This is a genomic window from Pseudarthrobacter sp. CCNWLW207 (assembly GCF_037203945.1).
Lineage (GTDB): Bacteria > Actinomycetota > Actinomycetes > Actinomycetales > Micrococcaceae > Arthrobacter.
In genome coordinates, this window is the sequence record NZ_JBBCBS010000001.1 from 440,513 (window position 1) to 454,672 (window position 14,160).

Consider the following 14,160-nt stretch of genomic DNA (forward strand, 5'->3'; position numbering starts at 1 on the left):
CGCGAGCGAAGCGTTCCAAACTGAAACCAACGGGGACAGTCCGAACATCACATACATTCGTGGCGGCTTCTTGCCGTGGCCAGAACCTCGTCTGGTGGCTCGAACGCGGCCTGCGGACGGGCATCGGCAACCCGGGTCGAGGAAGAGGTTACGCCCTAACTCACTTCGTCCTAGAAATGGTTCCCCTAACGGGGACGGAAGGTTTGATTCGGACTTTGCTCCGCCTATGGCTGGGTGGGACCCATGGGGTCCATCAGCGTTGGTTGAGGTCCTTGCCCGAGGGCCACGTCGTGTACCCCAGACGGCGTTCCTTTCTGTACGGCCGCGCCGCGATAATACAGAGGAGGATACCTGCAACCCCTTGCACCAATAACGCTGTAAGTACCGGTGGAACCAGCTGGGCGATAGACCTGTCACCCAAAGATGCAAATGCCACAATAATGAGAATTCCCATGGCGACGAACACACCAATGATGAGGCGCCGGGTGATGCGCCACCAATAGCCGGCTGGGGGCTGGATCGGCATGGCCGGCCACTGGTCTGGTGGGACAACCCTAATCGGCTCCGACGGGTCTGCTTTCTCTACCTGCATCGCGACCCACGCTCTCTCTTTGGCTGTTGCCCGATACCGCGTCCAAGACTGTCATGGTCGTGCCAATTTGGCCGAGAACGCGGCCACCCCACACCCCAATTGGACGACGTGACTACATTAGCCAAGGAGTAGGTGGACTTCTCAGTTCCTGCCAAGACCGACGTCGGCTTCGGGACAGCGGGGCGTGGCCGCACGAGCCGCCGTGATCTGAGCTCGCTTCCGCGCCTAGACCGGGCGCAGGTTTGCCTAGGTTTGCTCAAGATTCGCTAAGGCCAGCACAGGGTTTACGAAGGATTCCTCCCAATTCCGGCCGGAGGCCTCTGCCGTTTGCGACCATTGTCCCGGGATTCCTTCCAAAGCGAGCTGTTGAGGCCTTGAAAGGGGAACTATCCGGGCCGGTGCCCATTGATTCAACGCATCTCATGATGCGTGTCCGACCAGGCCACTGAGGCAGAACCTTCGCCCCGCCACAGGGGCCTCATTATTTACCGACGCTGGGGAGTGTTTGTGCATAAGAATCGATTGATACAGCTACTAGTGTCCGGGCTGGTGTTGTCACTGGCTGCTTTGTTAGGCATCGCAGTGCCCTCGCAGGCTGCAGGACGGGCAGAGATCACCCTGAGTACCTCAGCGGGGCCCGCCGGAGCGTCCGTGACCGTGACCGGCGCCAGCTTTGCCCGCCAGTCCTCCGGGACCCTGACGGCCGGCTCATCCTCTGTCCCGTTCACTGCCGGAGCTGACGGCTCCTTCACAGCCGATGTGGTCATCCCGGCCACAACCGATACAACCGTTGTCGTGACGGCCACGGCACGCAAGTCATCGGCATCCGCGGCGTATACCGTCACGTACAGCCCAGCCTCCCTCAATGCCGGCCGTGACAGCGCAGGCGCAGGGTCTGCACCGATAACGATGGCCGCCCGGACGAACACGTCGGCGACAACTCTCACCCCGCCGATCAGCTCCGACCCGCTCCGGTTCGGCGTGTCCACCCCCGGCGGGCCGCTGGCTGCCAGCGAGCTGGACGCCGTCGCCTCCCTGGTCAATGAAAACCCGTCGATCATCATGTCCTACAAGGACTTCAGCCAGGCCGCCCCGATCGCAGACCTGAACGCCGTCGACGCCCGCGGCGCCACCAGCCTGATCACCTGGGAACCCTGGCTTTGGAGCGGAAACGGCGCCAACCAGCCCGCGTACGCCCTGGACCGCATCACCGCCGGTGACTTCGACTCCTACATCCAGGGCTGGGGCAATGCCCTGAAGACCTGGGGCAAGCCCGTCATGCTCCGCTTCGCCCACGAAATGAACGGCAACTGGTACCCCTGGGCTGAAGCAGCCAACGGCAACGGCGCCGGCGACTACGTCGCCGCGTGGCGCCACGTCCATGCCGTCGTCGCCGCCACCGGCGCCACCAACGTCCAGTGGGTCTGGAGCCCGAACGTCCCGTACTGGGGTTCCACGCCCCTGACCGGGCTCTACCCCGGCGCCGCCTACGTCAACGTCGTCGCCCTGGATGGCTACAACTGGGGAACTGCTGTGTCCTGGAGCTCCTGGACATCACCGTCATCCCTGTTCGGCGATGGCCTCACCGCGCTCCGCAGCCTCGCTCCCGGCAAGCCGATCATCATCTCCGAGACGGCCTCCGCCGAAGCCGGCGGGTCCAAAGCCAACTGGAACACCGCCCTGGTCTCCTACCTGGCAGCGCAGTCCGACGTCACCGGCTTTGTCTGGTTCCACCACAACAAAGAAGTCGACTGGCGCATCAACAGCTCCACAGCCTCGACGAACGCCCTCCGCACGGCCCTGGCAGCCCGCTGAACGCTAGTCCGCGATACTACTGAGCCGCCCCGCACCCGCTCTGCTGCGACGGGTGCGGGGTGACCGGTCGGAACCCAATGTTTGGAAGGGTCGCTCCGTGAACCACCAACTCGTCGTCAGGATCCTCACAACCCTGACCCTGATCCTGGGCGTGAACTACATGGTGTGGCGGTGGCTGTTCTCGGTGAACTGGTCCGCAGCCTGGATCAGCGTGCCGCTGGTTATGGTCGAAACCTACAGCCTCGTCGATGCCTTCCTCTTCGGGCTAACCATGTGGAAGCTGCGCGTACGCGACACCCCGCCTGCCCCACCCGAAGACCTCACGGTGGACGTGTTCATTACCACCTACAACGAGCCCATCGACCTCGTCATGACCACGGCCCGCGCCGCAAGCCGTATCAGCTACCCGCACAAGACCTGGATCCTGGACGACGGCGGCCGGCACGCCATGAAAAGCGCTGCCGAATCAGCCGGCATCGGCTACATCACCCGCTCCCCCGACTGGGAGAACCACCGCCGGCACGCCAAGGCGGGTAACCTCAACAACGCGCTGGCCGCCACGCAGGGCGAGTTCCTCCTCATCCTGGACGCGGACCAGGTCCCGGAACCGGGAATCGTGCACAGCATGCTGGGTCACTTCGCCAACGAAAAGGTTGCCCTGGTGCAGACCCCGCAGTGGTTCCACAATGTCACCGACGAGGACATCCTCGGCAGCCAGGCACCACTTTTCTACGGCCCGATCCAGCAGGGCAAGGACGGCTGGAACGCCGCGTTCTTCTGCGGTTCCAACGCCATGATCCGGCGCGAAGCCCTCATGCAGATCGGAATCACCGGCTATGTCCAGGGCGTCCGGACCACCGTCCGGCAAACCCTGAGAGCCGCCGACAAGGTCATCGCCAGAGCACGCACCGAACACGCAGCCACCGGACCCCACGTGTTCCAGGCACTCGAGGAAGTGGAAATGGCCGTCCGCAACGCCCGGAAGGACCTGCATGACAACAGGCCGGTCGCCAGCATCACGTATGACTTCCAGCGAAAGGTCGATGCCGCAGCCAGGAGCATCGTGACGGCCGATGTCGCATCGCTGCAGGCGGACCTGGACGAGATCGGCCGCCTCTCCGGAGACAACAGGACTGTCTTCATCGACGACGCCACGATCGACAGACTGGCGCAGCGGGACTGGTCACCCATCGGGGCCATCAAATCGGTGCGCAAAATGGTCCAGGCACTGGACGTCGACCGCTCCGACGAAGCCATACCCGTCATGCCGATGGCCACAAACTCAGTGACCGAGGACATGGCCACCTGCATGCGCCTCCACACCCAGGGCTGGGAGAGCGTCTACCACCACGAGATCCAGGCCAAGGGTCTGGCACCGGAGGACCTCCGCACCATGCTGACCCAGCGGCTGCGGTGGGCGCAGGGCACGATGCAGGTGTTCTTTCGAGAAAACCCGCTCCTGCAGAATGGCCTCAGTGCAGGGCAGCGGCTCATGTACTTCTCCACGATGTGGAGCTACCTCTCCGGCTTCGCCGCCGTCGTCTACATCGCAGCCCCCATCATCTTCCTGTGCTTTGGAGTACTGCCGGTGGCTGCATTCAGCGTCGACTTCTTCGCCAGGCTGATCCCCTTCCTGGTGGTGAACCAGATCCTGTTCTTCGTCGCCGCCCGCGGCAGGAAAACCTGGCGCGGACAGCAATACAGCATTGCGCTCTTCCCCGTCTGGATCAAGGCCTGCACGACGGCGGCCGCGAACGTCATCTTCGGCCGCGACCTCGGATTCGCGGTCACCCCGAAGACCCGCCAGGGTGACGGTCCGCCCTGGTCCCTGATACGCCCCCAACTCGTGGCCATCGCCGCCCTTGTCATCGCCGCCGTCACCGGGCTCATCCGGATGTTCGTCGGCGCCGGCGCACCCGCCGGAACCCTGGTCAACATCGCCTGGGTCGCCTTCGACCTCGTGCTCCTCAGCGTGATCATCCGAGCCGCCCTCTATAAGGGCTACACCCCGACAGAAGACGGTGAGAAATGACCGCCGAACCACTCCAGATCCACGAGCTCCACGCCTGCGCGGACCCCGAATGCCTGGGGAAAGTCCACAACCTCCTGGCCGAGATGTGGGACACTTCACCCGACGTGTCCGAACTGGACCGGGCAATGTTCGAAACCGCCGTCATCGAAATTGCTGCCAACATAATCCGGCACGGCAACGATGAGGGCAGCACCCTCTGCAATCTCACCCTCGAGGTCTACCCGGACCGCCTCGAAGCGCACCTCAGGGACGACGGTCTCATCGCCCACGTAAACATCGACGCGGCGACGATGCCGGATTCCTTCGCAGAAAGCGGCCGCGGCCTCGCACTGGCAAAGGCCGCAGTCGACATCCTCACGTACGAACGCCACCACGACAACAACATCTGGACACTCCGCCGCACAAGGTCCTGTTCCACCGAATCGGGTCTCCGATGAATCAGATGGTGGCTATTTTGCCGCCCCTAGATGTGCTTGAGCTTCAGAGCGCTTCTTCGTGACCATCTAGAAAAATCCCGGGCCCCGTTCAAGTGGCTGCGGCAGCAAGCGTCGCCATGAGGGATCCCTCCACCGGAGCATTTGCTTGGCGTCGTATTCAACTGGCCCTCGGCGTGGCCTGAGCGGTGACTTTCTCCGCGCCGTACTGGTCTGTACAACGGATGCCGACTCGCGGGAGACTGACGCCATGCGCAACCTGACCTTCGCCATGAATGTGAGCGTGGACGGCTATATCGCCGCACCCGGCGACGACCTCGGCTGGAGCCTACCGAGCGACGAGCTGTTCCAATGGTGGTCCGAACGGGTGAGGGCGACGGGCCTGGCGCTGTACGGGCGCAAACTGTGGGAGACGATGAGTTCCCACTGGCCGACGGCCGACCAGCAGCCGGGGGCCACGCCTGCGCACATTGAGTACGCCCGCCGCTGGCGGGCCATGCCGAAAGTGGTGTTCTCGTCGACGACCAGCACCGTCGACTGGAACACCCGTTTGGTCACCGGCGACGCGGTCACCGAGATCACCCGGCTCAAGGCCGACGACGACGGCTCCATGGACATCGCCGGTGCCACACTCGCCGCGGCGGCCATGCGGTCCGGGCTGATCGACGAGTACGTGATGGTCACCCATCCGGTCCTGGTGGGGGGCGGCACGCCGTTCTTCACAGCCCTGGACCACTGGGTGAAGCTGAACCTGGTGGAGACCCGGACGTTTCCCGACGGTGTGATCCTGACCAGGTACGAGACCAGGCGCTGAGCGCCCGACGCCGGATCAGCGCGGGCTTCGGGCCACCCAAGGATCTCGTGGAGCTGTGTTCCGAAACGTGATCTGATGTTCCTGCCAAGATCCTGACTGGAACGCTCGAGCCCAGGCATCTGGTGCAGATCTGCTCGGCGGCGAGGTGCTACAACTACCAGACCGGCGAGGACCACCCGGGCGTACAGCCTCCCGTGGGCGACCGTGAAAGCGATCCGTTTCTGGGCCGAGACCCGTCTCTCCGGGCTCGGCTGACCGATCGTGAAACTGCGGAACTCCGGCGAGTACGAGTGGGCCGGCCTCGAAGACGCGGCCTGGGAATGGACCCGCGAGCACGGCTTCCCGGAGTTGCGGATCAATCCTGGTCGGCTCGACGACGACGAAGTCAGGCAGGCGATCACGGCCACCGAACGGATGGGCGGCCAGCTGTCCGCGGCACTGGGGATGTCCAGGGTCTCTCTCCTCGCCCGTCTTGTCCTGGCTGCCCATGAGGACGGCGCCTATCTGATCTTGGAGAGAGTTCACCCCCGAGGGTCTCCCGCCACTGGATGAAGAGTCTCGGGCGGTCGACCTGGGGAAGGCGTCGGCCTGGTCACCGTCGACGGCCTACATTCCGCAGCGTGGGTAGGGTTGGGCCATGACTTTCGCAAACGCGGGAACACTTGGTGTCGTCCATGGTAAGCGTGATGAGCTGGTGGCTCATCTGACTCGGCGCAGTGACACCCTGAAACAGATCGGTTGCCTAGCGTATGAGGTGGGGGTGAGCGACGACGACGTCGATACGGTGTTCGTCGTGGAACTTTGGGAAAGCGCGGAAGCGCATCAAGCTTCACTCGCGCTGCCGGAGGTCCAAGCGGCTATTGCGGCCGCACGGCCGCTTCTGTCCGGCGCTTTCGGCGGGTTTCGCTTTAACGTCGTCGGATCACCACTGCGCGACTGAACCGCGGCGCTCAAAGCGCACGCTCGCTGGTGAGGACGACGAGACGGTTCGTTGGCTCTCCGGAGGGCGGGGACCGTCGATTCCACGCGCCGACCCTTTGCGATGCTGGCTGAGAATGCCAGCATCACTCGGTGTTGCAGAACGCTGCGAGTTGCCGCGCCAAAAAATGTGCGTCCGCTCAAGCGTTCCCCAAACGAGCAGTCCAACGGCGCGCCTGTTCTCCACCAAAGTGGGTTACGGCAGGCTGAGGCTATGTCGAATCCGGAATCAGAGAAATCAGCCAAACCGGTTGAGTTAACTATTAGCGTCGGTGATTGGCAGATCATTGACGCGACCATTGATAACAGTGTCGACATTGCTGCAGAAGACGGCGACGATCGCGTGCTCGACCAAGGCCGGCGAGTTCGTAGTGCAGGCTGGGAGGCGGCGCGTCTTCATCCGAGAAGTGGGGAAGGGCTGGTTGGCTGGCCGCCCACAGACGATGAGCTCAGCGTAACGCTGCCAATAGCGGCGTGGCGGTTTGTTCTGGACGAACTGCTCCGATGGGGCCGAGTTGAGGCCGATTTGGAGGGCGGTGACCAGGAAAAGCCGGAGTCGAGGAGCTTTGCCATAGCCCGTTTCCTGGCGGAACGCATTGCAGGCTCCTCAAAATCATGAGTTGCCGGATCTTGACGCAGATGGTTCACCGCACGGCTACTAACCCGTCGGTTATTCAATATCCACTCTGAGCCCTGGAAGTCCGGGATCGCATCCTTTGCCTCTCCTGAAGCTGAGATTCCTATCCCACCCCCGTGTCTTATCCCTTACGTTCTGCCTGGATCGCGTCAAGGTCGCGGACGGCGAAGCGGTGGTGTTCCCATTCCTCGTGGAGGATCGTGTGCAGGCACTCGAGTGTGGTCACCATGTATTGCGGCTCATCGGGGGCTTCGTGCGTCTTGGCCAGGTCCACCGCGGTGACGCCGGCGAGGAACTCGCGCACCATGGCGACGCGGCCTGCCCGGACGTCGAGCACGTCATCATAGTACGGTGCGGCCGTGCTAAAGACCGACATGTCCAGGCCATCGGTTTCATACTCGACATTGGGTTGGCCAATTGGGTGGTAGGGCTGGTCCTTCTCCAGAATGCCCTTGCCCAGCCACTTGTCCGTGGCCATCACCAGGTGCCGGAGCGTCTGGGCGAAGGACCACTCGCCGTCGACCGATACGTTGACAGTGCCAGCAGGCAAGCTTGCGACGCGCTCCAGCGTGGCCGCCCACGTCCGCTCGGTCATTGCCCAGGCCTCGCGCAGGCCTTCAGGATCCCGGGCGTGCCTGGTTTCACGGCCGGGAAAGCGGCGGTTGAGTTCGGCTTCCACGAAAGGAGCCACGTCCACGCCGTTGACCCGCAGGAAGCTCTTGCCTTGCAGGAGCCACGGCGCGTCGATGTCCGCACGCTCCACGTCCACGCCTCGCATCACGGAACCGGACAGATCACTTCGGACGAAACGGGCCCCACGCAGGTTCACGTCAAAGAATTGAGCACCCTGCAGGTCTTCGGATCCGGTGAAGGTCGCCATGCGCGTAACTCTTCCATGCAGGAACTTCGCCTATCAAGCAAACGGAAATAACACCGGCTCCTAAGCTTAGGTAACCGGCATGTATGGACCTAGGGAAAATAGGAGCAACAACTTCCGTGACCATCCCCCGACCGCGCATAGCGGTTCTACCGGACTCAACCGACGCCAGGCTGTTGGCGGAACTGACCAGCCACGCCAGCGATCTCTCGGAAGCCTCGCATACGTTGGCCCTGGGCTTCGCAGCGGGTGAAGGCTCCGACCTGTGGGGGCCACTGACATCGCACGCGGTCACTGCCTACATTCGCCCGTTCATTCACTCCAACGTTCGCGCCCGCCTCGACGAAATGCCTGGCATCCCACCCGTGCCGCCCGCCCTCAAACCGGTTCACGACACCATTCGGACGTACCGCAACAGGACCGTGGCGCACTCGCAGTCGGATCTTGCCACGCCGCTTGCGGTCGCAATCCTGGATGCCTCAGGCCGACCGGTGGATGTCATAGGGCTGTCGATCACTCATCCGATGCCCCTTGTCCTTGCAGAACACTTCTCGGGTCTGATTTCGGCAATGGAGGACGTCGTCGACCAAGCAACGCGGCCAGTTCAGGACCGTTTGCGGACTTGGTTGAAGGACGAGACTCCGGAATCCATCAGTGCTTGGAAGCAACCGGAGTCTATCCACGCGATTGACTCTGATTTCACGGCTGCCAGCAAGAGAACCCACACCCCACGCTTTACGACCTATTGGCGCATTGAGCATGGGACCGCAGACGAGCAGTCCCCCGACCTTTTGTTCCCAGAGCCCGGAAATTGACGGGCTCTCTTCACACCAGCAGCTTCGCCACCAACTCGCCGCGACTGCCCACGCCCACCTTTCCGAACAGCGCCTTCAGGTGGTCGTGGACCGTATGCGGGGAGATAAACAGGTGCCGGGCGATGTCCGCCGTCGTACTCCCGGACAGCACCTCCACGCAGACGTCCCGCTCCCGGGCGGTGGCCCCGTAGGCCGCCAGCAGCAAGCTGACCAGGTCGTGCGTGGTGGCCGGTTCCACCGTGACCACCATCTGTTCAGGGTCGTCGCCCATGATGAGGCGGCTGGCCTGCAGCACCACCCAGGTGCCGCCTGCGTCGCGCATCCGCGCCCATGCAGTCCCCGACGGCGCCGCGCGCGCCCGCGCCACCGCGGCATACAGCGTCATGCTGAACCGGCCGGGAGCCGCGTCCTCCACCTCGGCCAGCCAGGACGTCGCAGCGGGCGTTGCCGCCTGCAGTTCACCGTGCGGTCCGGCCAGGACAATCACGGGCCCGACGGCGGCGGGCCGGGCCTGGTGGGCGGCCCTCACCGCGATCCGGGTGGCCGCCGCCAGGGTCGCCGTCACGGCGTCGAGGAATTCCACCTCGCGGTCCGTGAAGTCATGGCCGGACTCGCGGAACAGGCTGCCCACGCCCCAGCATGCGTCGTCCACGCGGAACGCCGCGCGCAGCTCGTGGTCCAGGCCCAGCGGCAGCAGCAGGTCGTTGATCCGGATACTGCGGACCACTTCCCGGTGCGGTGCATCGGAAATCCTCGCGACAGGCCGCGGCCGCTGCAGCAACTCGGCGAACGTGTTGGGTTCCCGGCCGGTGTATTCGGACTGGGCGAAACGGGCCGCATATTCGTCCGTGACCGGCCATGGACGCCAGTTGGTCACGGACGTCATCCCCAGGGATTCGGGGTCGACGCCGGCCCAGCAGGCCTGCTCGAACGGCACGGTTTGCCGCACAACAGCCATCGCGGAAGCATACAGGTCGGCTACGTCCAGGCCGCCGGTAGCCAGGGCGGCGATCTCCCGCCGCGCACGCTCAGCGCGTTCCTCCCACATACATCCAGTATCCGATCGGCCCGGAGGACCGCAATCCCCCAAACCGGGGGTTAAGGGCCTCTCCCCAAACCCCCGGTGAGGGGATCGCGGCAGCGAGTGCCGGCGTCGTACTTTTCCTTCATGAACGCCGTAGCCCAGGTTTTCGCGGTGCTGGCCGCCGTGATCCACATCGCCGTATTTCCGCTGGAGAGCTTTTTTATGCACCGGCCGGGGACGCAGAAGTTCCTCAGCACACCCCCGCAGAACGTGCCAGCCGTGATGATGTGGGCCATCCCCACGGGTTTCCGCAACCTCCTGATCGGACTGGGCGTCATCGCCGGCGTAGTGGCCGTGAACCTGGGGTACCTGGTGGTGGGCTACACGCTGGTGATCTACTGCTGCGCGAACATGGTGCTCGGCGGATCCACCATGCTGCTGGCGGACGCCCTGGGCCACTACCCCCGCAAGGGCGAGAGCATCCCCGGCACGCTCGGTGCAACGGTCCCGGCGCTGGTGGCGCTGGTCGCGCTGGCGTTCTAAGTGGCACTTGAAAGACGCAAAGATGCCGCGGATACCCTCAGGGAGAAGGTATCCACGGCATTCCTGTTGACTCAGAGCGTGGTCAGCTCTCGCAGGCCACGCCGTCCTTATCGCGGTCAAGCGCGGGCCGGTAGCCGGCCTGCCCGGCAACGAGCGGCGCAGCCCCGGCTGCCTTGGCTTCAGCACAGCTGCCGAAGTAGGCGGCCGCCGGTGCGGCAGGCGCCGGTGCGACGGGAGCCGGTGCTGGCTTCGCGGCCTGCTGCGCTGCGGTCTGTGCTGCCGCTTGCTGGGCCGCTGCCTGCTCGGCCGCCGCTTTCTGGGCAGCAGCCTGTTCGGCGACCAGTTGCGCGGCGGCCTGATCCGCTGCAGCCTTCTCAGCCGCAGCCTTTGCTGCAGCAGCCGCCTCTGCCGCCGCCTTCTCAGCAGCTGCCTTGTCTGCGGCGGCCTGATCTTCCGCAGCTTTGTCGGCAGCCTTCCCGACGCCTAGATGCACAGTGGAACCCTTTGCCACGCTTGCACCTTCCGCGGGGTCTTGGGACGTCACCTGCCAGTTCTTCTCTACGATGATTGACTTGCCGTCAACGGTGTCCACTGCCTCGACCTTGAGTCCGAGATCTTCCAGTTGATCCGTAGCTCTGTCCAGGGTCATTCCCATGACCCCTGGGACCGTGACAGCATCTGCAACCGCTGCTACAGCTGTTGCATTTCCTGCCGCCTTGCCACTGCATCCAGTCAGCAGGAGGCCGCTCAGCACAACTAATGTCAGAATCCTTTTCATTTTTCCCCTCGGAAAGTTTGTAAATAGTGGAGTGAATGGCGCGTGGTCAGCTTTCGCAGGCCACACCGTCTGAATCGCGGTCAAGCGCGGGCCGGTAGCCGGCCTGCCCCGCAAAGATCGGAGCCGCGCCGGCGGCCTTGGCAGCCGTGCAGTTGGCGTAATAGGCGGCGGCCGGTGCCGCTGGAGCAGGTGCCGGCACAACCGGGGCGGGAGCAACAGGGGCGGGGGCTGGTGCCACCGCTGCGGGAGGGGGAGCCACCGGTGCAGCCGCAACGGCGGGTGGGGGTGCTGGTGCCGGTGCGGGTGCTGGAGCCGGCGCTGCGGCTGGTGCCTGCTCGTTGGTCGGTGCGAGCTGGCCGGAGCAGTCGCCGAGGATCCTGGCCATCGCGTCGTGTTCCGCCTGGGTCACCCACAGGCTGTATGTGGCCTTCACCGAGATCTGCCGGGCAACGTACTCGCACCGGAAGCCTTTGTTCGGCGGCAGCCAGGTGGCCGCGTCGCCGTCGCCCTTTTTCATGTTGGTTGGGCCGTCCGTCGCCTGGAGGTTCAGGGGATCGTTGGCGAAGGCTGTCCGTTGTTCCGTGCTCAACTGCTGCGCGCCCTTCTGCCACGCGTCGCTGAGGGCAACAACATGGTCGATCTGGACCGCAGTGCTGGTGGAGGTGCCCCGGAGGAAGCTGATGCTGGTGCCCGTGTAGGGGTCTGCCAGCGTTCCGGACTGCACCTTGCACGGGACGCTGTTGGTGAAGGTGATGCCCGTCAGGTCGCGTTTAAGGGTGTCGTTCCGGGTGTCGCAGCCGTTCCGGTCAACGTCCGCCCAGGCCTGGCCGAACAGGGCACGGTCATATCCCGTCTTCGGTGCCCTGCCCTTGATCGGCAGGGTCGCGAGCAGGTCAACCGCCTTGGTGGCGAAGGCGGGCTGCGTCTTCGGAGCCGTGACGCTGACCCCATTCGCCACGAGGTAAGGCGTCTCGGGATCCAGCGGGGCGCCCGACGGCGGCGGTGAAGGCTTGGCGGCTTCAGTCGACTTGGCTGTGGCCGCCGAAGTTTCGTTCCAACCAGCCTGCGGCTCCTGCGTTGTGGTCGCCGGCGCCCCGGCGGAACACCCGACAATGAATGCAAAGGAGGCCGCGACGGCGGCAACCCCTACCTTCCGCTTGGTGCCTGCGACGAACCTGGAGGCGCGTTGTTTCCTGGGCGGGCCATGATCCGACAAAAATTCCCCCAATTAAAGAAGGGCCCGGCGGATAGCCGGGCCCTTTGCTTAAGCCAATATTGCTGCTGGTGAGGAGCCTATTTCTCAGACACCCGGCAAAACCGAATCTTCGGCGATCCTCGGGCAACGTTGATGGAGTCTTGAGCCGATCTTGATGGTGCCTGTCGCAGAAGAAATTCGGCACTTAACAATTGCTGGATGATGGGCAAATACCCGCTGGTGAGGTAGGCGCAACACCGAGTGCCGCCAGAACCCCAGCGCGCTGACCGCGGCCAACCGCTAGAGTGGCACGTCGACGCCTGGCAGCCCGCACGGGGTGAGCGGGCTGCGGGCCACCAGCGCCGACGTCGTACTAATCGATGCTACGCGCGCTGGGAGATGTTGAGGATGTTGCCCTCGCTGTCCAGGAACCAAGCGGACTTGCCCCAGTCGTTGGTGGCAACACCGTTCTCCGTCTTCAGGCCGGGGAAATCGTAGTCTTCAAAGACGACGCCGCGGCCCCGCAGTTCCTCCATCTCGGCCTCGAGGTTGTCCGTTTCCCAGCCCATCTGGGTGTTCTTGGCCGTTCCGGCATTCTCTGTCTGATAGATCAGGAAGCTGGTTCCATTACCGCCGCTGTACGTCAGGCTGTCGTCCTCCATGGAGCCGGACGGTTCCAGGCCCAGCTTGTCGCGGTAGAAATCCTTCGCCCTGTTGATGTCCTTCGCCGGAAGGACAGCCATGATGGTTCGATCCTTGAGCATGATGGTGATTTCCTTTATGCATAACTCGCGTTGGTGGCGCCGCTCTCCCCCGGTTCGGCCCCGGAACATCCTTGTCCGGTGCCGCGTGGCCGCCCGTTCCGCCGAAAGCCGGGGTGGCCACCTGGGACCCTGCAACGCCACGCCAGCCATCATCGGCGCGAGGGTCCCCGAAGCTCATGTGGCCATTATGGAGCCGAATTGCGGCCACGGAAATAGGTGATCCCTACTGCACTTGCGTGGGCTTCAAACCCTTGGCGTACGCAGCCTGCCCCACATGCTGGAGACAGTCGGCGATGGTGCTGACAAGCCGCACTCCCAAGGCCACGGGCGGGTCCCAGCGGGTATCGACGACGCGGTCCAAGGCCTCGTCGTCGAGGGTCTTCAGGAAGTCCGCGGTCTGCCGGTGTACGGCGTCGTAGTACTCCAGCAGCAGCTCCGGGCTTGCCCTGACGGCGTCCACCTGCTCGGAGGAATGGCCGTAGCCCGTGTCACGGGCGCGAAGCGGCAGGTCGAAGCGGGCCACAAAGCCCTGCGCGGTCCACACCTGTTCGACGTCGGCGGCTTCGGAAACTTGTGCGTCCTCCACCCGGCTGAGGTGCCAGATCAGCCAGGCGATGGAGTTCCCGGTGCCGGCCGGGCGCCGAACCAAGGACGCGTCGTCGAGCCCTTCCAGCGTGGCTTCCACAGTTTCCCGGATCCGGCCGAAGGCGTCCAGCAGGAGTTCGTTCGATTTCATCGGGTCCCTCTCGGTGCGCTTCTCTGGGCTGAACCCCATGCTTGCACGGAGGCGTGGCGCCGCATAGAGCGGGATAATGGAGGCCTCACCCATCAGCGCTGGGGGCGGCTGCTCTAAGGAATCGAC

Annotated in this window: 15 protein-coding genes; 9 read left to right on the top strand and 6 right to left on the bottom strand. The window is 64.2% G+C overall.

The annotated features are described in order from the left end of the window. Positions 1–1,174: 1,174 nt before the first annotated feature. The 7 genes from V9L17_RS01935 (at position 1,175) to V9L17_RS01965 (ending at position 7,284) form a co-directional block, all read left to right on the top strand. Positions 1,175–2,407 carry a glycoside hydrolase family 26 protein gene (locus V9L17_RS01935; RefSeq protein WP_337350249.1) on the top strand — a complete coding sequence of 411 codons (1,233 nt, stop codon included), beginning with the start codon at positions 1,175–1,177 and terminating at the stop codon, positions 2,405–2,407. A 160-nt stretch (positions 2,408–2,567) separates the two neighbouring features. Beyond that, positions 2,568–4,439, top strand: a complete 1,872-nt coding sequence (locus V9L17_RS01940) for a glycosyltransferase family 2 protein (protein ID WP_337350425.1) — start codon at positions 2,568–2,570, stop codon at positions 4,437–4,439. Further along, positions 4,436–4,876 carry an ATP-binding protein gene (locus V9L17_RS01945; RefSeq protein WP_337350250.1) on the top strand — a complete coding sequence of 147 codons (441 nt, stop codon included), beginning with the start codon at positions 4,436–4,438 and terminating at the stop codon, positions 4,874–4,876. Before V9L17_RS01940 ends, V9L17_RS01945 begins: the two co-directional genes overlap by 4 nt. A gap of 247 nt (positions 4,877–5,123) precedes the next feature. Then, on the top strand, positions 5,124–5,687 hold the full coding sequence (locus V9L17_RS01950) for a dihydrofolate reductase family protein (RefSeq protein WP_337350251.1): 564 nt from the start codon (positions 5,124–5,126) through the stop codon (positions 5,685–5,687). A 261-nt stretch (positions 5,688–5,948) separates the two neighbouring features. Further along, the gene (locus V9L17_RS01955) at positions 5,949–6,239 is read left to right on the top strand and encodes a hypothetical protein (protein ID WP_337350252.1); all 291 of its coding nucleotides are present in this window, start codon (positions 5,949–5,951) and stop codon (positions 6,237–6,239) included. 85 nt (positions 6,240–6,324) lie between these two features. Further along, positions 6,325–6,627, top strand: a complete 303-nt coding sequence (locus V9L17_RS01960; protein WP_337350253.1) for a putative quinol monooxygenase — start codon at positions 6,325–6,327, stop codon at positions 6,625–6,627. A gap of 252 nt (positions 6,628–6,879) precedes the next feature. After that, the gene (locus tag V9L17_RS01965) at positions 6,880–7,284 is read left to right on the top strand and encodes a hypothetical protein (protein ID WP_337350254.1); all 405 of its coding nucleotides are present in this window, start codon (positions 6,880–6,882) and stop codon (positions 7,282–7,284) included. 139 nt (positions 7,285–7,423) lie between these two features. Here V9L17_RS01965 and V9L17_RS01970 read toward each other — a convergent pair whose 3' ends face one another. Beyond that, on the bottom strand, positions 7,424–8,182 hold the full coding sequence (locus V9L17_RS01970; protein WP_337350255.1) for a DinB family protein: 759 nt from the start codon (positions 8,180–8,182) through the stop codon (positions 7,424–7,426). A gap of 116 nt (positions 8,183–8,298) precedes the next feature. On the opposite strand from V9L17_RS01970, the gene V9L17_RS01975 reads away from it, so the two are divergent. Beyond that, a complete protein-coding gene (locus V9L17_RS01975) occupies positions 8,299–8,994 on the top strand; it encodes a hypothetical protein (protein WP_337350256.1) in 696 nt (231 codons plus the stop codon). A gap of 10 nt (positions 8,995–9,004) precedes the next feature. On the opposite strand, the gene V9L17_RS01980 is transcribed toward V9L17_RS01975, so the two are convergent. Continuing rightward, a complete protein-coding gene (locus V9L17_RS01980) occupies positions 9,005–10,042 on the bottom strand; it encodes a helix-turn-helix transcriptional regulator (protein WP_337350257.1) in 1,038 nt (345 codons plus the stop codon). A gap of 120 nt (positions 10,043–10,162) precedes the next feature. On the opposite strand from V9L17_RS01980, the gene V9L17_RS01985 reads away from it, so the two are divergent. Beyond that, on the top strand, positions 10,163–10,561 hold the full coding sequence (locus V9L17_RS01985; RefSeq protein WP_337350258.1) for a DUF1304 domain-containing protein: 399 nt from the start codon (positions 10,163–10,165) through the stop codon (positions 10,559–10,561). An 82-nt stretch (positions 10,562–10,643) separates the two neighbouring features. Here V9L17_RS01985 and V9L17_RS01990 read toward each other — a convergent pair whose 3' ends face one another. The 4 genes from V9L17_RS01990 to V9L17_RS02005 all read right to left on the bottom strand — a co-directional run bounded on the left by V9L17_RS01990 (position 10,644) and on the right by V9L17_RS02005 (position 14,034). Next, positions 10,644–11,339, bottom strand: a complete 696-nt coding sequence (locus tag V9L17_RS01990; RefSeq protein ID WP_337350259.1) for an excalibur calcium-binding domain-containing protein — start codon at positions 11,337–11,339, stop codon at positions 10,644–10,646. A 46-nt stretch (positions 11,340–11,385) separates the two neighbouring features. After that, positions 11,386–12,555, bottom strand: coding sequence for a GmrSD restriction endonuclease domain-containing protein (locus V9L17_RS01995; RefSeq protein ID WP_337350260.1), 1,170 nt, complete (start codon positions 12,553–12,555; stop codon positions 11,386–11,388). A gap of 362 nt (positions 12,556–12,917) precedes the next feature. Continuing rightward, a complete protein-coding gene (locus V9L17_RS02000) occupies positions 12,918–13,298 on the bottom strand; it encodes a VOC family protein (RefSeq protein ID WP_337350261.1) in 381 nt (126 codons plus the stop codon). A gap of 223 nt (positions 13,299–13,521) precedes the next feature. After that, complete coding sequence (locus V9L17_RS02005; RefSeq protein WP_337350426.1) at positions 13,522–14,034, bottom strand: mycothiol transferase; 513 nt, start codon at positions 14,032–14,034, stop codon at positions 13,522–13,524. Between the last annotated feature and the right edge of the window lie 126 nt (positions 14,035–14,160).

Coding starts and splice junctions, on each gene's coding strand:
- V9L17_RS01945 (WP_337350250.1), top strand. CDS start 4,436: ATGACCGCCGAACCACTCCAGATCCACGAGCTCCACGCCTGCGCGGAC.
- V9L17_RS01980 (WP_337350257.1), bottom strand. CDS start 10,042: ATGTGGGAGGAACGCGCTGAGCGTGCGCGGCGGGAGATCGCCGCCCTG.
- V9L17_RS01990 (WP_337350259.1), bottom strand. CDS start 11,339: ATGAAAAGGATTCTGACATTAGTTGTGCTGAGCGGCCTCCTGCTGACT.
- V9L17_RS01950 (WP_337350251.1), top strand. CDS start 5,124: ATGCGCAACCTGACCTTCGCCATGAATGTGAGCGTGGACGGCTATATC.
- V9L17_RS01960 (WP_337350253.1), top strand. CDS start 6,325: ATGACTTTCGCAAACGCGGGAACACTTGGTGTCGTCCATGGTAAGCGT.
- V9L17_RS02000 (WP_337350261.1), bottom strand. CDS start 13,298: ATGCTCAAGGATCGAACCATCATGGCTGTCCTTCCGGCGAAGGACATC.
- V9L17_RS01940 (WP_337350425.1), top strand. CDS start 2,568: ATGGTGTGGCGGTGGCTGTTCTCGGTGAACTGGTCCGCAGCCTGGATC.
- V9L17_RS02005 (WP_337350426.1), bottom strand. CDS start 14,034: ATGAAATCGAACGAACTCCTGCTGGACGCCTTCGGCCGGATCCGGGAA.
- V9L17_RS01985 (WP_337350258.1), top strand. CDS start 10,163: ATGAACGCCGTAGCCCAGGTTTTCGCGGTGCTGGCCGCCGTGATCCAC.
- V9L17_RS01965 (WP_337350254.1), top strand. CDS start 6,880: ATGTCGAATCCGGAATCAGAGAAATCAGCCAAACCGGTTGAGTTAACT.
- V9L17_RS01970 (WP_337350255.1), bottom strand. CDS start 8,182: ATGGCGACCTTCACCGGATCCGAAGACCTGCAGGGTGCTCAATTCTTT.